Genomic DNA, 20,343 nt, shown 5'->3' on the forward strand with positions numbered 1-20,343 from the left:
ATGCAAATTTTATATCTTGTCAAATAGTTAGGGGGGATGGCAAGTAATCTGTCGAAAGATTGTAGTATGATAGCTTCAGCTTTTATGATCTATCTTTCATTAAAAAAAGGGGCATGGTGTTCATTTATATGTTGATTATAATGAAAAGGATGATCGATAGTACTTTAGATTAGTAGGACATGCTGAGTATAGATTTACCTATCGAGTTCTGCAATAGTCTCGATATGGTCAACTACGAAAGGCAAAAGGGAGGTGACCCGGGCCTCATCAGGGTCTTTTTACATTTTGGTTGACGGCATCTTGGGTTTTATATCGATTAAGGGCCTCATTCGATAGCAATCTGCTACCATGCCCCTATTGGCATAACGATGAGTAAAACATTCAGAAAACCAAACCTTTTGCGTCCTTGGAAAAGCCTATAGTTTTTCCTAATGCGACGATATTCAAATCGTTGGCTAAGAAGGCGTATGATCATCATTCTCATCTCCGCATTGGCAGGCAATGGCCTTATGGATCAGCGTTTGTTTTACGAAGGTCCAATCCGCATTTGGGTCTGATACCAATACTTGGGCAGCCCTGGCGGATAAATGGGCCGCCGCAAAACTGCTGCCGCAGAAATTCTTCCGCTGATCCAGTCCGGGGAGCGGCCGAGGATGGCCCCATGCACCGAATTCAATGGGATAGTTAGGGTGATACATGATGGTGCCCGGCTTGCACCGTTTATCCCAGTAGGTGCCAATAACCGTGTCCAATCGAGCCGGGTAGACCGTATCGTTGCACCCTCGCGCGGCGGCGGTGATGAGCTGTCCCTTTTGATGCGCCTTCTGGCACAGCTTCTCTATGGGCCAGTGATCGGCTTCCCGTTCGGTGCCGAGGCTGAGGTGGATGATTTTCATGTCGGCCCTGACGGCCCAATCCAGGCTGGCGAGCAGCAACCTGGAGGATGCGGTCAAGTCGTCCTGAAAAACCTTCAAGGCCCAGATCCGTGCCGTGGGAAGAGCTTCCCTGAATATCCCGGCGATTGCTGTTCCATGGCCGATTCGGTCTTCAAAACACTCCTTTTCAATGATCCTGCCCTTGCCGTTGAAATCGAAGCTCACCCCGCCGGCCACTCCTTGAACATGGGGATGGGTGGGATTGATGCCACTATCGATGATGGCGATATCGATGCTCATCTAATCGGTTCCTGTTTTGAGGCGTCTGATGATTCTGCCGCCATGGTCCATGGAAATAATCTGGTCTGCCCCATGAACAGTCGAGCGCCGATGGCTGACCACCAGAACGACCCGATGTTGCATGAGTTCTCGAATCGTCTGTTTGAGCTGCTCTTCGACCGTCGGATCGAGAAAGGCCGTGGCTTCGTCAAGGACCAGAATCTTCGGATCCAGCAGAATGGCCCGGGCAATGCTGATGCGCTGTTTCTGACCGCCGGACAGCCGCAGGCCGCGATCGCCCACATTGGTGTCGTATCCTTGGGGCAGGGTACTGATAAATTCATCGATACAGGCCGCGCGGGCGGCGGCGACAACCGCATCACGACCGGCCTTGGGGTTGGCAAACCGGATGTTTTCCAGGATTGAGTCGTGGAACAGGAAGGTATCCTGGGACACCAGTGCGATCTGTTTGCGGTACCAATCCATATCAAGATCTTTTAGATCGATTCCATCCAGGGTAATTCTCCCCGCATCGGGATCGATCAGCTTCATGATTAAATGGCAGACCGTTGTTTTCCCTACACCGCTAGGCCCGACAAGGGCGGTAACGCGCCCGGCCGGGATCTGCATGGATAGATTCTCAAACAGTATCGTTCCAGACTCATAGCCAAAGCGAACCCCCTCGAAGGAAATCTCACCATGCAACTGCCGGTGACGGATGGTTCGGGACCCGGACGTGACAATACTTTTGGGGACATCCAACATCTCACGCACCCGTGACAGCGCGATTTTCGTTTTTTGGATGGCCAGGTAGCCGTCCATGATGCCCTGCATCGGCCCCAGGAGGCGGCCCTGGTAAATCGAAAAGGCCACCAGACTGCCGACGGTAATGGACCCATCCAGGACCAGCAAACCGCCATAACCGAAAACGATCAGGGTATTGATGGTGACGAACAGGATCGAAATGGCGCCGGATGACGCTCCCAGGATCTGGTAGCGCAGCAAAAACTGCAGCAACCGATGTTGCTGTTGATTGAGTTTCCGGCGCTCGGCGGGTTCGGCACCGTAGGCCCGGATCAAACTGGTGCTGTTCAGGGATTCGAACAGGAAATGAGCGATATCGGCGTTGGCCTCGGTAACCGATTTGGACAGGACCAGGAGCTTGGGCCGGATGACGGTGATCAACACCAGGCACACCGGAAGGATGATCAGACTCAGCAGCGCCATGCGCCAATTCAGCCATAGCAGAACGGCGATGGTGAGTACGAAAGTGAGGCAATTGAACAGATACTGGGGAAAGATATCGGTGACCATTCCCTGAACCTCGGCCATATCACTGGAAATCCGGGAGTAGATGTCGCCGATTTTTTTCTGGTTGAAAAAGCGCAATGGTATGCGGTGCAGGTGGTCGAAAAGGTCTTCCCGCAAAGCGAACAGGAAACGGGCGGAATATCGGGTATAGATGTAGTTATTGGTAAAGCGGATCCCAAAGCCGACGATCAAGAGGATGATCATCAGCCCCAGAAGCGGTGCCAGCAAGCCGGACATGCCACCGAGGAGCACCCGATCGATGACGATCTTGGAGAAATACGGCTGTACCATCCCCAGGGCGGTACTGACCAGGCTTAAGGCCAGGGAGGCCCCCAACACCCGCCGATGCGGCTGAAGGTAGGGCAAAACGAATTTAAGCTGTTTCCAAAACGGTTTCATCTCTAAAGTAGCACATATAGCCTTGTTGGCAGTAATCCGGAGTGGCCCGGATCGATCGGGCCAGTGACCGAATCTCGTCGGCATCGGCCCCTTTATGAACCTCATCCATCACAGCCTTGACCATTTGCAGACTGCGCATTTTGCGGTAGAACGATGCCTCTCGACCGACGATTTTGACCGCGTGAACCCCCCAATCCCTGAAATGGCTGAACCAGCAAAGACTGCAGGGGCCGTTGGGCAGCCCGTCCGTTTGATAGCTGGATCCACAATTGTTCTGGTACCAGCCGTAGCGCCGCAGGTTCTCAAGTTGGGCGTCAAGGTCCACGGGGGGGGCATGGTCCCGATCCTTGCGAAAGGGGACGGGCTGCCAGGCGGTCATGCAAAACGGCCCCAGGGTGTGCGTGGTCTGGCAGAACCCTTCCTCATACACGCAGCCGTCGTTGAGGGCGAATACTTCGAATTCCATATCAGACGCGGACCGGGTGACCAGATGACGGATCTCAGACAGCTTGAGCTGCCGGGGCAGAATGATTCGCGAAATCCCCAGTTGGCGATAGAAGTCCACGGTGTGAGAATTGAAACAGCTGCCCAGACTGCTCAGATGCAGCCGGACAGGGAGGGCTTTACGGTAAAGCCGAATCAACAGGTTCACATCACTGACGATCAGGCTGTCGACGGCCAGATCAACGGCCAACGTCTCGGCCAGGGCGACGACATAGTCCAGGCTTTCACCCGGGTAAAAGGGAGCGTTCAGGGTAATATGCACCGGGACATCGTTTTCGTGAGCCTGGTTGACCACCGCCCGCAGAGCTGATTCCGAATGAAGATTGGCCGAGGACGGATCCCGGCGGTTCATCCAGCAGCGGGTGCCGAGGGATGCGGCCCACTGCCGGGTATTGACGCCGCAGTAGAGTTCATCGGCGCCATTTGCAAGCAGCATTTCCACTTCTTCGACTGAACTGACGGGTGTGGTAATTTTCATGATTCGTCAAATCCAAAACCTTGATAAATCAACCGCGTACCGGTCTCACCCACGGTCCGCAAAAGTCGATCCAAGGTTTGCTGTGGGTAGAGGTAAAAAATCGTATTGCCTGACTGGAAGATACGGAAGCTAAATTGGTCACTTTTCAATTCCAGCATCCCATGGCGGCATGGTCGGGAACAGTGAGCCAGGGGGATGAACTGCTTGCTGGCCGGTTGATCGAACGAGGCCATCCAGCAGGTCCTACCGGAGGTGATGTAGCCAAAAGGGAAGTAAATCGCCGTTTCGAGAGTGCTGGTCTTCAAGGTCGGGTCGGATTTGAAAGGGAGCAGATCCTGCTCGCAGCGTTGGATGTCAAGGGCCGTCATATGAGCGTGAATCCACCGGCCATCGAAAGTCGACCCGTTCAACAATGGATCGGGACTATCTTGGGCATCCTCACCCATTGACGGTGTCGGTTTAAATCGGGGATCCTTGAATCCCTTATTGAGCACCCGCCCGGCAGACAGTGTAAGCGCCGGATATTCCGATCTCAGCAATTCCATCACCCCCCAGTCGTTGAACACGACCTCCACGCCGGGATGGCAATCGTTCAGATAATCGAACAGCGGTACGATGCGGGGGATTTCCACATCGGTCATCATGGGTGTGAGCACGGTGAGGGCCAGCCCCATTGACGCAGCCGATTCCGCAAACCGTTTCACTTCCGCCAGCGATGGCATGCGGATGACGCAGAATTCATCGCCCACATAGATTCTCGTACAGGCACCCATTGAAGCGCGGGTCCCTTGGGGGGCCTGCTCCGATTCATTCGTCGCATAGAAGGTCATCAGGTGCTCGGGCACTGCTGTCAGATGTTCCAGCTGACCGATGTGACGAATATGACAGGCTAGGTTCATGATTCGCTCATCTCCTGGGTGACCTTCTCAAAAAACTTCTGACCCTTGTGCATCTCGTGATTGTGGCAGTCCTTGCAGGGCTGGTTGGCAATGCCCTTGATCAGTTTCTGATGGATTCTCGGTTGGTCGATGGGCCGGTGGTTTTTGGCATCATGGCATTGAAAACAGCGGCTGTTGGGCACCATGCTCCAGTAGCCCGGCTCCTTGCCTTCCTCCAGGAACAGGGGTTCCTCGGGCGGTTTGATGGGCTCATTGGGATCTCTTTTGAAGTGCTCGACCAGTTGCTTGAAGGCCGATTTATTCATCGCCATCCAGCCCTCGAAATTGTCATCGTAATGGCAGCCGGCGCAATTGTTGTGATTGGTCGCCGTTCCCGACTCCTTCCACTTGCGGATCGGCTCGCGCATCTCGTGGCAGACCACACAGGTGAGATCCTGAGCATAGCGGACCGACAATTCATGGGTGCCGATGGCAGCCGCCGGGACGAGAACGATCAGGACCAGCAATCCGATTTTGGTCATGAAAAACTTGAAGAATCGTTTGATCATCTGACTATTACCTTGCCTGTGTTCTATGACTCCCATCCTTGTAGCATCATGGATGGAAGTCATAGGCTTCAGTAAGATTAAAATATTACATGGAAAAACGATGGGCCATCAATCCATCACTATAAAGCGGAATTACGCCCAAAAGCTCCAGTGTGTCGGCATCGTACACACTCATGTCGGGTCCCGCCGGTCCCACGTAGAGTTTCTTGCCGTCGCTGGTAATGTTGACGGCGTAACAGGTTCCCTGCTTGATGGGAACGGCCTTGACCGTTTCACCGGTGGTCGCATCGATTTTGATCAGCTCGTCCATCACGCCGTACATGTATTTCTTATTCGGTGAGAGCGTTGCACCGTATTCAAACCACAGGTCTTTTCCGGCAATGTTTTTCACCTTGCCCGTGTTGCGATCGATTAGCAGGTACCCCATTCCGGTGGCGGTGTAGTAGGGCTGGGGAAAAATCCCGTGATCGCCGGGGCTACTGTTGTCATGGACGGAAAAGACGTTCTTTCCTTCCTCCCCTTTCTCCGGATGCAAAAAGCCAACCCGTTTTTTAATCTCACCGCTTTTTAAATCAAGTTCCACGAGATCGTTTCCGATCAGCAGAACCTTGTTCTTATCGTTACGCAAGACGAGAATCTGAGATACCATATGAGGAATCTTGTAGTTCTTAACCATTTTTTTCTTTTCCACATCGAAGACGATCAGTTGGGGCGGCAATACGTTGAGTTTGGGAATATTTTGTTTTTTCTTGGTGATATAGGCACTCAAATACAGCTTTTTATTATCCGGTGAGACCGACATTCCCCAAATGGTGACTTTGCTGAGTTCCGTCGAGAATCTGAATGTATCCACCATCTCATTGGTGGTTGTATCGAATACGTAAACGGAATGAATGGCGTTGAGGTAGTATCGTTTGCCATCGTGGGAATAGGCGGCGTGCAGGATGTAGTCATTGTACGCCGGCACCGTTTTGATCACGGTGTCGCTTTGGCAGTCGATGATCTGCAGGGCATTGTTTACCGGTACGTACAGATAATCCTTAGCCATAACCGGGTTGGTAAAGCAGACCATGATCGCCAGAATCGTCAAACACAGGCGGCGGCCTGTAAACACTGATTTCATGATGACCTCCCTCTTACTCACGATTAACGTTTGATGACGAAATTGAGATTACGCCAATCCTTTTCAATGGCCCGGCACTGATTCTGAAAATCAGGAAAGTTGGTGATGTTGTCCGGTGTCTGGGCCGGCCACCAGCAAGGGCCTGAGCAACTGGTAAAATCCCTGGCGCTGGAAATACAGTTGCTGACCGGGGTCTCCGGGCGGGGATTGGTTTCCCATCCGGTGTCGAAAATGGTCGTGCACCCGACAGGCATGCTGGTCATGATGTCGTCGGACATGCCGAACACGTCCTTGTCATCCATCGCTTTGGCCTTTTTGTTGATTGGTTTGAGGCCTTTTTTCTTCATCGTCTGCCTCCTTTGGCTTTAAATTTTTGGCATTGCATGGTTTTCATGTCCCCGCAGGGCGGAGAGGGTATCAAGGTAGTCCGGGTTTTCATCGGCCAGCCGGCCATACACGTCGATGCCGATTTCAATCCAACGTTTGATCCAGTCACAGTAGTGCAGGTTGGCCGCCGTGAGCCCCCCTTCCCGCACCAGGGCCTCATGGTAGCATCCCCCCGCACAGATGGATCGAGCCCAACACTCACGGCAGGCGGGCTTGGCTGACACGTGAACCGATTGCCTGAAATCAGCCAGGGCGGTTTCATCCAGACCGCGGTAAATATTTCCCATGGCGGCATCGCTTTCTCCGGTAAGGCGCTGGCAGAGAAAGAGGCCGCCCTCGGTGGACACAGAGAAAAGCCCCAAACCGGCACCGCACGGATAGGCTCTGACCTCGCCCTCATGGAGGGTGACCAACAGATCGATGAGATTGGTAAACCCAAGGAATCGGTTTTCACGCGCCCGGTCGAGAAATTGTTGTGACAGCGCTTCAAATTGCCCCAACAGTGCTTCCATGGCGTCGGGGCTCAGTCGATAGCGTGGATCTGTGGAGGTGACCGGGGCGAATCCCGCTTCGGCAAACCCCATATCAAGGAGATAATCGAGGCTGGCCGTCAGGTCGCCGGGGTTACCGGCCACGGTCACGCGGGCCACGACCGGCTTGCCATGTGTCGCATCGATTAACCGCCGGATACCCGGTTCGATGATGGCAAAGGACGGACTCCCGTCCGGAAAACGACGATAGCGGTCGTGCACTTCGGGTAGCCCGTCAATACTGATGGTTACGCCGATCCGGTTTTCCAACAGAAACGCCGTTGTGGATTCGTTTAGCAGCGTGGCATTCGTGGTCAGGGCAAAATCAACGGACTTTCCCCGCTCGGCCGCGGATCCATTGGCATAGGCCACGGCCTCGGCGATCAGCTTTTGATTCAACAGGGGTTCGCCGCCGAAAAAAACCAATTCGACCCTGTCCAGAGCCCCGGATGCCTCCATCAGAAAATCAACGGCTTGACGGGCGATCACCATGGTCATGACCTTGCCATTGTCCGGACGCGTGCCGCCATGGTAGTAGCAGTAACTGCAATTCAGATTGCAGGCGTCGGTGACATGCAGAACCAGTGTTTTTACCGGCATCCCGGGATGCTGCACGGATTTGGGTTCACCCCATGACGGATCGCGCACGGGGCGTAGCAACCCGATTCGACCCAGCTGTTCGAAGACCTGAGTGATATCCTGGGATGTCCCGCCAACCCATTCAACAAACGCGGGTTTGCTGAACGGGTCGCCAGCACTATGATCGGCCGTTCGGTCGAGCATGCGCATGATGTCATCATCCGCCTCGAAAATGGCGTTCTGCGACGGTAAAAAGAGATGGGGCCGACCGTCAATGTCGAAACGTTTATAATCCGATAAGGTAAATGTCTCCATGGATCACCGTTTACTTTATCTGCGGAATGAAATCCGGTACGGTTACCACTAACCGGACACGGTCTTTGAAACTTGTGCCATTGATCTTGGCTTCAGCCCCCACGGCGATCAGGCCCACCCCTTCACGGTGCTGGTGGCGGCCTTCAATGGGTGCGTAGGTCGTCACCGGCGTGTAGAGACCGCCTGTGATGGGTGCCTCAAGGTATTTCATGTCATCATCGGTTTCCCGGGTTTTTTCCTCTTCCAGCCACCATTTGACCTCTATAGGTTCCAAAACGAGGTCATCTGGGGTTCCTGGTTTGCCATCCGATCCATTGTGAATACCACGGGCCACAAACTGGACGCCCTGGGGGGGGTAGGCAGCCCCGGAGCTCACCCGGGCCCTGCCGATGGTCGGGCGAATCCGGATGGCGTCGATCTTGTCGTAAACCACCAGTTGGTGATCGATGGCCACCCCCTGGATAGAGAGCGTCACCTTGCCCGGCGCGGCATCTTTGCCGATGCTGACCTTGCAGTCGAAAATGCCGTCTTCGGTTTCTGAGACTCCGGTAATTTTTACCTGGGAATCAGAGCTCTTGATGTCTTCCGGCCCCAGGCTCTTTGGCAAATTGACCCCGGCCAGGGTCAACCGCTGAGTTTCCGCTTTGCCCGACTGAAATGCCGTCGGGAACAGGGCAAAAATGCGGGCCGGTGCATCGGCCTTGAAGAATTTTTCATTGCCGAAGGCATTGGCGTCCTGAACCACCGCCCACCACTTTCCAGAAAACCCCATGGCTTCGTCATCCAAATCAAAAACACCTTCGATCCTGCCGGTAAGCCCGGTCGGGGCCAGGGCATAGCGCAGGTGGTACTGACCATACAGGGTCGCACTGCCTTCCTGAACCAGCTGCATGCCATTCTGGTATTTTACCCGGCGCGTCATTCGGTACTCGTCACCGCCCTTCTGTTTGTCGGGAACGAAATTCACCGTACCGGCATAGTACCCGACCCCCGGCTGATACCCGGCCATTTGCCACTCACCGGTTAAGTCCTGATCTTTGCGGTTCTGCATCCATTGTTTCCACTCCGGGGCATCAAAGGGAAACAGTTCGGTCAGCGGTTTGATAAGCGCTTCGGATTCCTTGACCCAGTCCATTTCCCGCATCTGCGGCACCGTGGTTGGATAGTAGCCGAGGTGGAGATTGCGCACCTCGGCCCACTGCGCCTCGGTATTGCGGTGGGAGGCGATTTTGCCGAATGTATGACAGCGCACACAGGCGGTGTATATCCGCTCTTCCAGCTTGGTGTTGGGAGTCTCCCGGTGCTGGCTGTTTTCATCGCTGTTGATATAGGCCACTCGGGCCATCTCCGTGGGGCTCAGAATCAGATATTCGCTCAGTTCCTTGACCACCGGATAAAAATCTTTCTCCGGCAGCGGCGCGCTGTTAAGCCGGATCATTCGATCCACCACGGCCTTCCATTCCTCCGGAGACTTGCGGGTCTCCTCGATGACATCCACCCGCCCCTGCTCGTCTGTTTTGTGACAGGCGGAACATTTTTGCTTCACGATGGAATCCGATGGAAACACGCTTTCGGCGCATACTGTCCCTGACCCCACGAAAAGGATCCACAATAACAGGATACCTACACCGGCTATAACCCTCATCTTCATTACCCACCTCCTTTGGTAACCAATGGTAAAAAAAGACTATATAATATGATTAGAATTTAACATCAGCGCTTGAAGTATAAAGCCGTGCTCTTTATGATGGATTCAGCAAGACGCATGCCTTAATTCATATGTGGTTTTAACAACTCGTTAAGATAGCGGATTGGGACGATCGTCGAGGGTATCAAAGAGGAACGGCATTATTAACAAAAGTTAACCGCGATGGCTGGCTCATTTAAAAATTTAGTTGAATTAGAAGAAACTATCGGACTATTAACTTTGGTTTAGATATGACGAAAGTTAAATGGGGTAATGCATGGATTTCGTTACCGGAGTACAGAAACCCTAATATTGAATCGTTGGGGGGACTTCAGATGGCAGATCCTTCCTCCGATGCACATCTTAGCCTGCAGCTTGCGCCAAGCCGATGTCTACAATGAGCCGGACTGCCAGTCGTTGATTTCGAATTCGACAACCAAAGACGTATTATGGCCCGCTATGATCTCTCAAGATGATCTGGAACATTCATTGCGTTCATTGCAGAGTACTGCAATCGAATCCCCATGCGTTTTGTAGCGAATGCGAGGTGCACACAGCATGAAACCAACCAACCCAATTCCGTGTCAGGATCTCAAAACCGGCGGTGCGGCCTCACCGGCAGGCGCGCAGAAATCAGCGGTCACAAGGTCCGGTCAAGGAGACATATGCCGTCGCATCATCCAAAATGTGAGGCCAACCATCTGCTTCTATTCCCATACTCCTGAAGGTGTATTTACCTTTCTGAGCCCTTCCGCCAAAAAGGTTTTTGGGTTCACACCAGAAGAGGGTATCGGCAAAAACTGGAGGGATATTCTTGTTGCGCCTGATGTAACCTTCGCCAACGTGGATGCCTATGATAAGGCCTGTACCAAAGGTGAGACACCGAAACCGATGGATGCCGAAATCTACCATCCAGAGAGAGGCCCAATCATCGTTGAAATCCAGGATGGGCCCGTGTTTGATGAAGATGGACGGGTGGTGGCCATCGAAGGATTTATCGTTGATGTTACGGAACTGCGCTCGTTTCAACGTGAATTAGAAAATTTGGTGCGCGCACGGACAGCTGAACTGGAAGCGCTCAACGCCAGACTATCCGAGGAAATTCAGGTGCGGCGCCTGACTGAAGATCAACTGCGGGCCAGCGAGGAACGCTACCGGTTACTTTACAACCGGTCACCGATTATGATGCATTCGGCCGATCGGGACGGTTCCCTTTTGAATGTCAATGACCAATGGCTGAACGTCCTCGGGTATGTTCGGGATGAGGTCATCGGGAAAAACATCACAGACTTTTTATCGGACGCTTCACGAACGCATTTCCTGGAATCCATCCGGCCTCAGTTCATCAACTCGGGCCAGCTCAACCGAGTCCCTTATGAGATGGTAAAAAAAGGGGGGGGCATCGTCCACGCCCTGGTGTCCGCTGCCAGCCAGACGGACCACCGTGGCCGAATAACCAGCTCGATTACCGTTTTAGAAGATGTCACGGAATTGAAGCGTATCGAGAAAGAGGCCCGAGTGGCACGTGAACGCGTGTTTCAAGCAGCAAAGATGGTTTCCCTGGGAACGGTGGTATCGGGCGTGGCTCATGAAATCAACAATCCCATTTCTTTTGTAATGCTCAACGCCCCCGCTTTAAAAAAGATATGGTCGGACCTGGTGCCGGTGTTGATGGATTATAAAAACCAGCATGGGGCCTTTGAGGCCGGCGGGTTTACCTATGATGAACTGATCAAGGATGTGCCGGAGATGCTTGACCTGATTCATCAGGGTTCCCAGCGAATCAAGGCCATCGTGGACGACCTGAAAAGTTATTCCCGCCAAAAACCAAAAAGCCTGGATGAACAGATCGATATTAATCAGGTCGTCGAGAATTCGATCAAATTCACGCATAGCCTGATTACCAAAGCCACCGATCGCTTTACCACAAATTTGGGGCGGGGCATTCCCCCCTTCATTGGAAACAACCAGCGTATTAAACAGGTGCTGATCAATCTTTTGGTCAATGCCTGTGAAGCGTTGGAAGACAGAAATCAGTCGATTACTATCGAAACCACCTTTGATGAATCCAGCAATAGGGTGATCTGCCGCGTGCGCGATGAGGGCGAAGGGGTAAGCGAAGATAACCTGAGGCAGCTTACCGATCCCTTTTTCACCACGAAACGCGATGCGGGCGGAACGGGTTTGGGATTATCGGTGTCAGCCGGTATCATTGACATGCACGGCGGAACGATCGATATCTCACCCAATCCTGACAAAGGAATCACGGTTACCATCGGATTTCCTGTCGATGTCACTGACCGGCTAAAAGGGAGATAGGCTAACGTGGAAGATAAACGTTATCCTGAAAGACCAATATTGTCAGTCGATGATGAGGCCGGCGTGTTGATGAGTATTAAAGTGACGCTGCGCCAGGCAGGGTTAAATAACGTCAAAACTTGCCAGGACAGCCGGCAGGTGATAGGCTTGCTTTCAGATCAAGAACCTGAAGTGATTCTGCTTGATCTTTACATGCCACACATTTCCGGCGAAGAATTGTTGGCGGACATAACCCGTGAACATCCGGGTGTTCCGGTTATCGCCATCACCGGTGCCTCCGATGTGGAAACGGCGGTCAGGTGCATGAAAAGCGGCGCGTTTGACTATCTTACCAAACCGATTGAAAACGGCACGTTGATTGCGGCCGTTAACCGTGCCATCGACATGCGAGCCTTGCAGCGGGAAAATGAAACCCTTAAGGAACATTTACTTAGCGAAGCGCCGGCGCCACCCAAGGCGTTTAGCAACATCATTTCCATTAACCGCCGGATGTTATCCATTTTTCAATACCTCAATACCATTGCGGTTACTTTCAGACCGCTATTAATCACTGGCGAAACCGGCACCGGTAAGGAACTGGCCGCGCAGGCGGTTCATGCGGCCAGTGGTAGTTCCGGTGAATTCGTGGCAGTGAATGTGGGTGGGCTCAGCGACCAGATGTTTGATGATACGCTCTTCGGACACATCAGAGGCGCATACACGGGTGCCGACGGGACCCGATCGGGAATGATCGAAAAAGCATCCGGTGGAACGTTGGTGCTTGACGAAATTGGTGATTTGAGTCCCGCTTCCCAAGCGAAGTTGTTGCGCCTTTTACAATCGGGCGAGTATCAACACCTCGGCGAGGATCGGTTCAGGAGCAGCAACGCTCGTATCATTGCGCTGACCAATAAAGATTTATGGACCATGGAGAAGGAGGGAACCTTCAGAAAGGATCTTATTTTTCGTTTGAAGACGCACCACGTTCACTTGCCCCCCTTGCGTGATCGACAAGAGGATTTGGCGCTTCTCATCGACCATTTTATCGAGCAGGCCTGCCAGCAGTTGGGGAAATCCAGGCCGACGGTTCCCAAAGAGATACTGACCCTGTTGGCACCATACGATTTTCCTGGCAATATCCGGGAGCTTGAAACCATCATTTTTGACACACTGAGTGCTCACCAAAAAAAGACGCTGTCATTGAATCGTATTAAAAAATATATTTCCCAGACTCACCCTACCCACAGGACCAATCAACTCGGTAAGGCCTCCGAGGACCAGGTCCTTTTTCCCAGCAAACTTCCCAAACTGAAACAAATCGGAGACCTTCTGGTTCGCGAAGCCATGCGTCGCGCCCAGGGCAATCAATCGGTTGCTGCCGCCATGCTGGGGATCTCGCCAGCGGCGATCAGTAAGCGTCTGAAGAAGCAAAACGTGAAAAGCTGAACCAATTTAACGATCTTGTTGTTAACAACAAATGCATTCAACTCTATACGCCAAACTATTGTGAATTTGTTCAACTGTTGACTTATGTTAAAAAAGTTTTACGATCAATAATAACAATACCTTAAATTCTTACCTGATCAAAACTCATTAACCATTGTTAATCCATTTTTTAATTCAAACGCTTTCCGATTCTTACTGCGTGCCCAATTAATACGATGGCCTACATTGATCCAACAGATTGGCACGACACTTGATTTACTAAGTCGCTGGATATGCAAAATCCAAAAGAGGTAAGCAGCTATTCGGTTTTGTTCTGATCGTAACCCAACATTTTAGAAGGAGGCCGTATGAATGGGAGAACTCGTTGGAGAGGAATGTGCGTCTTACTTGGCATGATTGCTGGCATGATATTGTCTTCGTTTGCATATGCAGATGTTTTGGATCCCTTCGACAACATGCCGATGCCAGAAGGCTCAGCGATGATCGGGACCTATGTTTTTTACCAGGATCTGCCTACGTATGAGGATGAAACTGCCGGAGATATCGACATCGATGTCAAAGTGCCCGGTATTATTTTTCGTCCGCTGTGGTTTGGGCCGAAACTGGCGGATAAATTCTCTTGGGGACTTAATGCCGTCATTCCGGTGCTGAATGTTGATGCTGCTGGATTGGAATCTCAGACCGGTTTAGGCGACATTGCAGTCAGCCCATTCATTTTTCTCGTTGAGAACGAATCTTTCAACTTATCCTTCTGGGAGTTTGTCTATATGCCTACCGGTGAGTACGATGAGAACAATCCGGATACCAGTCCCGGTTTGGACACCTGGCAATTTCAGCATCAATTGGCGGTGGGGTATTATCCGTCCAAATTTGGCATAGACTGGACACTCAATTATTGGAACCGGTTGGAGTCGGATAAGTTGAACATCGACTACCAGGACGCGATCGAAACAGATTTAATCCTGCACTATACATTTGAAAATAAAATAACTTTTGGCGGAATCGGTTCATTTTGGTGGGATTTGGATGAACTGGAGGTTGACGGTCAGGAGACCGCCGACACCAAGGGGCATCGTTATGCGGCGGGGATAAATATTATGTATCCATTTGCTGAAAATGTAATTCTCAGCGCACGCTGGACAACGGATTTTGACGTTGAAAATCACACCAAAGGTGACTGGTATTATCTTCGATTCGTATTTTTGTTTTAAATGGGAATTCGTTCTTAGCAAAGTGTCCGTTTTGTTTTAAGCACATCAAAAACAGGAGTAATAAAAACCATGGACAAACTGTTAAGGATTAACATGAGCACACCTGGGGGACCCAGCTTTCAGACGGACGCATTGGGAACCTACGCCGGCATGGGCGGTCGGGCAATGACGTCGGCGGTTATTGCTGCTGAAGTCCCTCCCACCTGCCATCCCCTGGGTGAAGCCAACAAACTGGTGATCGCACCGGGCCTGCTTAGTGGATCGGCTGCGGCAATGTCCGGCCGGCTCTCCGTAGGGTGCAAGAGCCCGCTCACCGGCGGCATCAAAGAAGCCAACGCCGGCGGTCAGGCCGCCCAGGTCATGGGCCGCTTAGGATATGCCGCCATCATTCTCGAAGGCAAACCCGCCGATGACAGCCTTTACAAGGTCATTATTAATAAGGATGGCGTGACGATCGAATCGGCTGCCGACATCAAGGGCTTGGGAAATTATGCCACGGTTGAGAAACTGGCTGCCCAGTACGGTGAGAAGCTTGCCTATATTACCATTGGACAGGCCGGTGAGATGAAAATGAGCGCCGCATCCATCGCAGTGACGGACATGGAAGCACGACCCACGCGTCATGCCGGCCGCGGCGGGGTTGGCGCCGTCATGGGCGCCAAGGGCATCAAAGCCATTGTATTGGATGATGCGGGGTGCGCCATGCGCAAGCCGGCCGATCCAGAGAAGTTCAAGGCGGCCAACAAGGCCTTTGCCGAAGGGCTGCGCAAACACGCGGTGACTGGTGAAGGCATGCCGGCCTTCGGCACCAATGTCTTGACCAATGTGATCAACGAGGCCGGTGGGTATCCGACGCATAATTTTAAAATGGGGCAATTCGATGGGGCCTCAAAAATCTCCGGCGAGGCCCAGGCGGCGCTGGAAAACGAACGTGGCGGTGAAGGCTCCGCCACCCAAGGTTGCCATCGGGGCTGCATCATCCGCTGTTCCGGAACGTTTTATGACAAAAACGACAACTACGTGACCAAACAGCCTGAATATGAAACCGTCTGGGCCCACGGCGGCAACTGCGGCATCGACGACCTGGATATCATCGCCCAACTGGACCGCATGGACGATGATTTCGGGTTGGACACCATTGAAATGGGAGCCACCATCGGCGTGGCCATGGAGGCCGGATTAGCCGAGTTCGGCGACGGCCAAGCGGCCATCAACATGATCAAGGAGGTCGGAAAAGGCACACCGCTAGGCCGCATTTTAGGCAACGGTGCCGCAGCAGTTACCGGCCAGGTTTTTGGTGTGGAACGAGTTCCGGTGGTCAAGCGTCAGGCCATGCCGGCCTATGACCCTCGGGCGGTGCAGGGGATTGGCGTCACCTACGCAACGTCAACCATGGGGGCCGACCATACGGCCGGCTATGCCGTTGGCCCCAACATTTTGGGAGACGGCGGAAGCGTGCCCGCACTTAAACCGGAAGGCCAGGTGGAGTTGGCCAGGAATCTCCAGATTGCCACCGCAGCTATCGATTCAACGGGCATGTGCCTGTTTGTTGCCTTTCCTATTCTGGATCAGCCAGAGACCTTCAACGCTCTGGTCGTTCTGATTGGGGCCTTCATTGGTCAGCCTATGACAGCCGAAAGCGTTACCGAACTGGGTAAAGCCATCCTTACAAATGAGCGGGAGTTCAATAAGGCTGCAGGCTTTACAATCAAGCACGACAGACTGCCGGACTTCTTCAAAAAGGAGACCCTGCCGCCTCACAACATCACGTTCAACGTCACGGAGGAAGAGCTCGATACGCTATACAATTGGCAATGGTATAGAGGATTAAAGGGAGAAAAAAAAGGACACAACACACATGGCGCAACACCAGCGGCACCAGTAGCAAACCACTCTTTGGCATAACCGTTGGTGATATGTTCGACAAAATCGCTGCCAAGTATTAGCAAAAGGAAGCCCTTGTCGTACGCCACAAAAAAATGAGTTGGCTGCCGATTGTCAAAAAGACGCGGGTTGATTAAATCGTATTTAGCCATGACTGGCTCTTAACCTGAAGTTTGACAGCTGCGATTCTGAAATCGCTGTAGATCCGCATAAAAAATTGTAAGTGGCTGAAATTACGTTGTCGCGTCTGGAAAAGGTAGTGTCGTTTATCAAAACGAAGCTGCTATTGGTGGCAATTGCAAATACCTGCTATCTCAGTGCACCTCCCGACCTACCCTTCGAGGTTGTATTTTCATCTATCAGGCGAGCCAACATCAACCTCGATTAGTGGTGCCAGCTCAGCCCGGTGAATCACAGTGAATTAGATCGACACTTTGTAAAACCGCTTTCTCAAAATAAAAAATTGAGATCTATCCATAGCGGGGTTCCAGAGTAAAAATCGTCGTTCTCTGCGGATATTATTTGCGGTTCTGCAGGTCTGTAATCCCGCCACCATGATTTGAATAGCATAAGTATATTTCAAATTGATTATACAGACTCCTCCCTCTAACCTTGCCAAAAACATTATCTTAAACGCTATTCTAAGCAACCTTTCGAACAAAACTATGGTCAAGTGAAATACCAGTCATGCGCTGTTAACACCGAATGGTTTGATGATGACGATCAGGTGTGGCAACAGGGTCAGGGCGGCAACCAGGGCAATCAGCATGGCCAAGCTGGTAAAGATGCCGAAATAGATCGTGGGCCAGAAGCTTGAGAATACCAGGATCGAAAACCCGATAATGATGGTCACCGAGGTGTAGTACATGGCATGCCCAATACTGTTGTGACAGCGGTACAGGGTTTTGATGTAATCGCCGTCGGACTTGATCTCCTCTCGGAACCGATAGATATAGTGAATCGTATCGTCCACGGCAATGCCGATACTGATGGCCGCGATAGTAATGGTCATCATGTCAAGGGGGATATTCATCCACCCCATCACCCCCAGGACCGCACCCGCCGAGAAGAGATTGGGGAAAAGCGCAATCAAGGCTAATTTAACAGAACGAAAGAGCAAAAGAAACATCAGCAGCAACGCCAGGGCAACAATCCCCAGGGTCTTGATCTGTGATGTAAACAGACTTTGCAGCATGTTGTTGTACAGCACCATCATCCCCGCCAGCCTGAATTTATCTTTTTTTATTTTCAATTGATTGGCAAGATCATGGTTGATCTTTTGGAGAAAAGCATTGCGATTCAGCGATGGCATCGAATCGATAATGCGCATGGTAAAGCGGACTTCATTATTTTCAAAATTGATGTAGGGGCTCAAAATAAGATCTTTATAGTCGTTCGGCATTTTCGAATAGAGCACGGCCATTTCGAGGCTGTCCAATGACACACCGTCGTTGAGCCTTCGCCCAATCTTCAACAACGTCGCCAGGGAGAGGACCTTACCCGTTGCAGGCAAGGCCTCCAAATAATCGTGGACCCGCTCGATGGTTTCCATTCTGTCTTCAATGAACCAGTATTTATTGGGATCTTCCTTCTCATCCTGCTTTTCGAATGGGTCGTCAAACACATCGTCTTCCTCGGCGATATCCGCCTCCGGCGAAACGGCATCGAACCTGAGGGTAACGTCAAGCGGTGTGGTACCGCCCAATTGTTGATCGATGACCGCCATGCCCTGGTAGATCTCTGTTGATTTCTTGAAATAATCAATGAAGCTGTTTTCCACTTTCAGTCGATACATCCCCATCACGGTCAAAACCGACAAGATGACGGTAACGACCAGAATCGCCGTTCCGTGAGAATGGGTCAACCGGGCAAAAAAATTGGGGATGGAGAAACGAAGATACTTGGGTGGCGTCGGCGGATCCGGCTGTTTTAGCAGAACAACACAGGATGGAAACAGCAAAAATGTGAGCGTCAGGGAAAAAAGGATACCAATACTCATCATCCACCCGAAATGGACGACAGGCTTGATATCGCAAAGCAATAGCGAGGCAAAGCCGGCGATGGTGGTAAGGGCCGCATAAAGACAAGGAACGAACTTGGACCGTACCGTTTCCTGTACAAGCGTGTGGTGTTCTGCCAGGGGGCGAGTGATCTGGAACTCACGATATCGTACCATCAGATGGACAACGATAGCCAGGGTGATAATGAGCTGCAGCGAAACAAAATTGGAAGAGATCACCGTCACGTCCCAGCCAAAGGCGCCAAGCACACCCATCATGCACACAACGGCCAAAAAACAACAGAGCATGGGCACGAGAATCCAGCGCACACTTTTAAAAATGATACCTAACATGAAAACCAAAAGCAAAAATACGCCGATGCCAAACACCTTGAGATCGTTTTTGATGAAACCGATCATGTCATCCGCAATCATGGAGATACCGCCCAGAAAAATTTTCGCCTCGGAACGGTGTCGGCTTAAAACCGAACGAATCTGCGCAATATTCCGATGCTGAACTTCATTCATCTGAATCTGGCGTGTCCGGATTTCTTCTATCACGGCCGCTAACCGCTCGGCATCTTTTGGGGACAGACTGCTCTCGGCCTTTTGATCCAGGTAGCCGTTTCGTTCAGTGATCAGGTCCAGGTAGGTCGGATCGGATTTGATATTGACCACGATGGCCGTGGTGCCCATGTCTGGGCTGACCAGCAGGTCGCGGTAAAATGGACTTTCCCGCAACTCGATTTTTGCCAGTTTTTTATCGACGGTCGGTGATTTCAGATTGGGGATCTCGTTGGAGATATCTGCATAGGAGATGGGCGGGCTTTCCAACAGCGGCACATCCAAAATGGTGAGCACCGAATCGACCCAATCCATGGCCTCGAGTTCGTCCCGCAGCCGGCCGAGTGCGTCGAGGTTCTCTTTTGCTAACAAATCCCCTTTTAAGGGCGTGTAAGAGACGAGCAAGAAGTCATGCACCCCATATCGCTCGCCAACTTGCCTAGCGTAACGTAAATCTTCGTCATTTTCCAGCAGGAGCGCATCTGCCGATGCGTCGATCCTGAAATCCCTGGCCTTGTATCCCAATATAGCAATGAGAATCCCAAGGCAGATCAAAACCCACACGGGATGATCCAAAACAATTTTGCCGTACCAGCGGCTGAATGTTCGGAATTTCTCTGTCATTGGAGCCTAACTCCTTATATTCATATGTACAAACTACATTTGAGGGGCAATGTACTGGAACCCCTTCGTTACAACATCAAGCCCCCATAAGCCAAATGGCCGAGGATAAATCCCGGCCATACTTTCATGCTCTTCAATTTAATGTCAATAGAGTGTCGTACTATTAATTAATCGTATAGCACGATTTCATTGAAATTTCATCAACTAAGGCATATCTTCGAGCGCTATCGGTAAGCGACAAGCGGTCGCACACGCGGACAACTCTTATCCTCTGTTTTTTCAGGAAAATCCAATCCGGCCGGCGACAATTCCTGGAAATGATTGCCCGGCTTTCTATTTTAAGATGATATCTGGCATTTTTAGATTAATTACGTTAGTCTCTCTCCTCTCTCGCGGAGTGCAT

Annotated in this window: 14 protein-coding genes; 4 read left to right on the top strand and 10 right to left on the bottom strand. The window is 51.7% G+C overall.

Annotation, left to right across the window (positions count from 1 at the left end):
• Positions 1 to 455 precede the first annotated feature (455 nt).
• The 9 genes from Dvar_RS26620 to peaA form a co-directional block, all read right to left on the bottom strand.
• The gene (locus Dvar_RS26620; protein ID WP_419656159.1) at positions 456 to 1,175 is read right to left on the bottom strand and encodes a S8 family serine peptidase; all 720 of its coding nucleotides are present in this window, start codon (positions 1,173 to 1,175) and stop codon (positions 456 to 458) included.
• Entirely contained in the window at positions 1,176 to 2,864 is a 1,689-nt protein-coding gene (locus tag Dvar_RS26625; protein ID WP_419656160.1) for an ABC transporter ATP-binding protein, read from the bottom strand.
• The gene (locus Dvar_RS26630) at positions 2,839 to 3,846 is read right to left on the bottom strand and encodes a U32 family peptidase (RefSeq protein WP_419656161.1); all 1,008 of its coding nucleotides are present in this window, start codon (positions 3,844 to 3,846) and stop codon (positions 2,839 to 2,841) included. The genes Dvar_RS26625 and Dvar_RS26630 overlap by 26 nt, the downstream gene beginning before the upstream one ends.
• Positions 3,843 to 4,745 (bottom strand): hypothetical protein, encoded by a 903-nt coding sequence (locus tag Dvar_RS26635; RefSeq protein WP_419656162.1) that lies wholly within the window; start codon positions 4,743 to 4,745, stop codon positions 3,843 to 3,845. The genes Dvar_RS26630 and Dvar_RS26635 overlap by 4 nt, the downstream gene beginning before the upstream one ends.
• Positions 4,742 to 5,293 (bottom strand): NapC/NirT family cytochrome c, encoded by a 552-nt coding sequence (locus Dvar_RS26640; protein ID WP_419656163.1) that lies wholly within the window; start codon positions 5,291 to 5,293, stop codon positions 4,742 to 4,744. Before Dvar_RS26640 ends, Dvar_RS26635 begins: the two co-directional genes overlap by 4 nt.
• Before the next feature lie 85 nt (positions 5,294 to 5,378).
• Positions 5,379 to 6,416 (bottom strand): YncE family protein, encoded by a 1,038-nt coding sequence (locus tag Dvar_RS26645; RefSeq protein ID WP_419656164.1) that lies wholly within the window; start codon positions 6,414 to 6,416, stop codon positions 5,379 to 5,381.
• A gap of 23 nt (positions 6,417 to 6,439) precedes the next feature.
• Positions 6,440 to 6,763, bottom strand: a complete 324-nt coding sequence (qhpC, locus tag Dvar_RS26650; RefSeq protein WP_419656165.1) for a quinohemoprotein amine dehydrogenase subunit gamma — start codon at positions 6,761 to 6,763, stop codon at positions 6,440 to 6,442.
• An 18-nt stretch (positions 6,764 to 6,781) separates the two neighbouring features.
• Entirely contained in the window at positions 6,782 to 8,227 is a 1,446-nt protein-coding gene (locus tag Dvar_RS26655) for an SPASM domain-containing protein (protein WP_419656166.1), read from the bottom strand.
• Between the two features lie 10 nt (positions 8,228 to 8,237).
• Positions 8,238 to 9,878 (bottom strand): quinohemoprotein amine dehydrogenase subunit alpha, encoded by a 1,641-nt coding sequence (peaA, locus tag Dvar_RS26660; protein WP_419656167.1) that lies wholly within the window; start codon positions 9,876 to 9,878, stop codon positions 8,238 to 8,240.
• Between the two features lie 594 nt (positions 9,879 to 10,472).
• Here peaA and Dvar_RS26665 point away from each other — a divergent pair.
• The 4 genes from Dvar_RS26665 (at position 10,473) to Dvar_RS26680 (ending at position 16,774) form a co-directional block, all read left to right on the top strand.
• On the top strand, positions 10,473 to 12,233 hold the full coding sequence (locus Dvar_RS26665; RefSeq protein ID WP_419656168.1) for a PAS domain-containing sensor histidine kinase: 1,761 nt from the start codon (positions 10,473 to 10,475) through the stop codon (positions 12,231 to 12,233).
• Between the two features lie 6 nt (positions 12,234 to 12,239).
• A complete protein-coding gene (locus tag Dvar_RS26670) occupies positions 12,240 to 13,658 on the top strand; it encodes a sigma-54-dependent transcriptional regulator (protein WP_419656169.1) in 1,419 nt (472 codons plus the stop codon).
• A gap of 347 nt (positions 13,659 to 14,005) precedes the next feature.
• Positions 14,006 to 14,869: a SphA family protein gene (locus Dvar_RS26675; RefSeq protein ID WP_419656170.1), complete on the top strand. Its 864-nt coding sequence runs from the start codon at positions 14,006 to 14,008 to the stop codon at positions 14,867 to 14,869.
• A 69-nt stretch (positions 14,870 to 14,938) separates the two neighbouring features.
• Entirely contained in the window at positions 14,939 to 16,774 is a 1,836-nt protein-coding gene (locus Dvar_RS26680; RefSeq protein ID WP_419656171.1) for an aldehyde ferredoxin oxidoreductase C-terminal domain-containing protein, read from the top strand.
• Positions 16,775 to 17,438: 664 nt separating this feature from the next.
• On the opposite strand, the gene Dvar_RS26685 is transcribed toward Dvar_RS26680, so the two are convergent.
• Positions 17,439 to 19,940: an efflux RND transporter permease subunit gene (locus Dvar_RS26685; protein ID WP_419656172.1), complete on the bottom strand. Its 2,502-nt coding sequence runs from the start codon at positions 19,938 to 19,940 to the stop codon at positions 17,439 to 17,441.
• Positions 19,941 to 20,343 lie beyond the last annotated feature (403 nt).

It is taken from the genome of Desulfosarcina variabilis str. Montpellier (genome assembly GCF_048565275.1).
GTDB classification, from domain to species: domain Bacteria; phylum Desulfobacterota; class Desulfobacteria; order Desulfobacterales; family Desulfosarcinaceae; genus Desulfosarcina; species Desulfosarcina variabilis.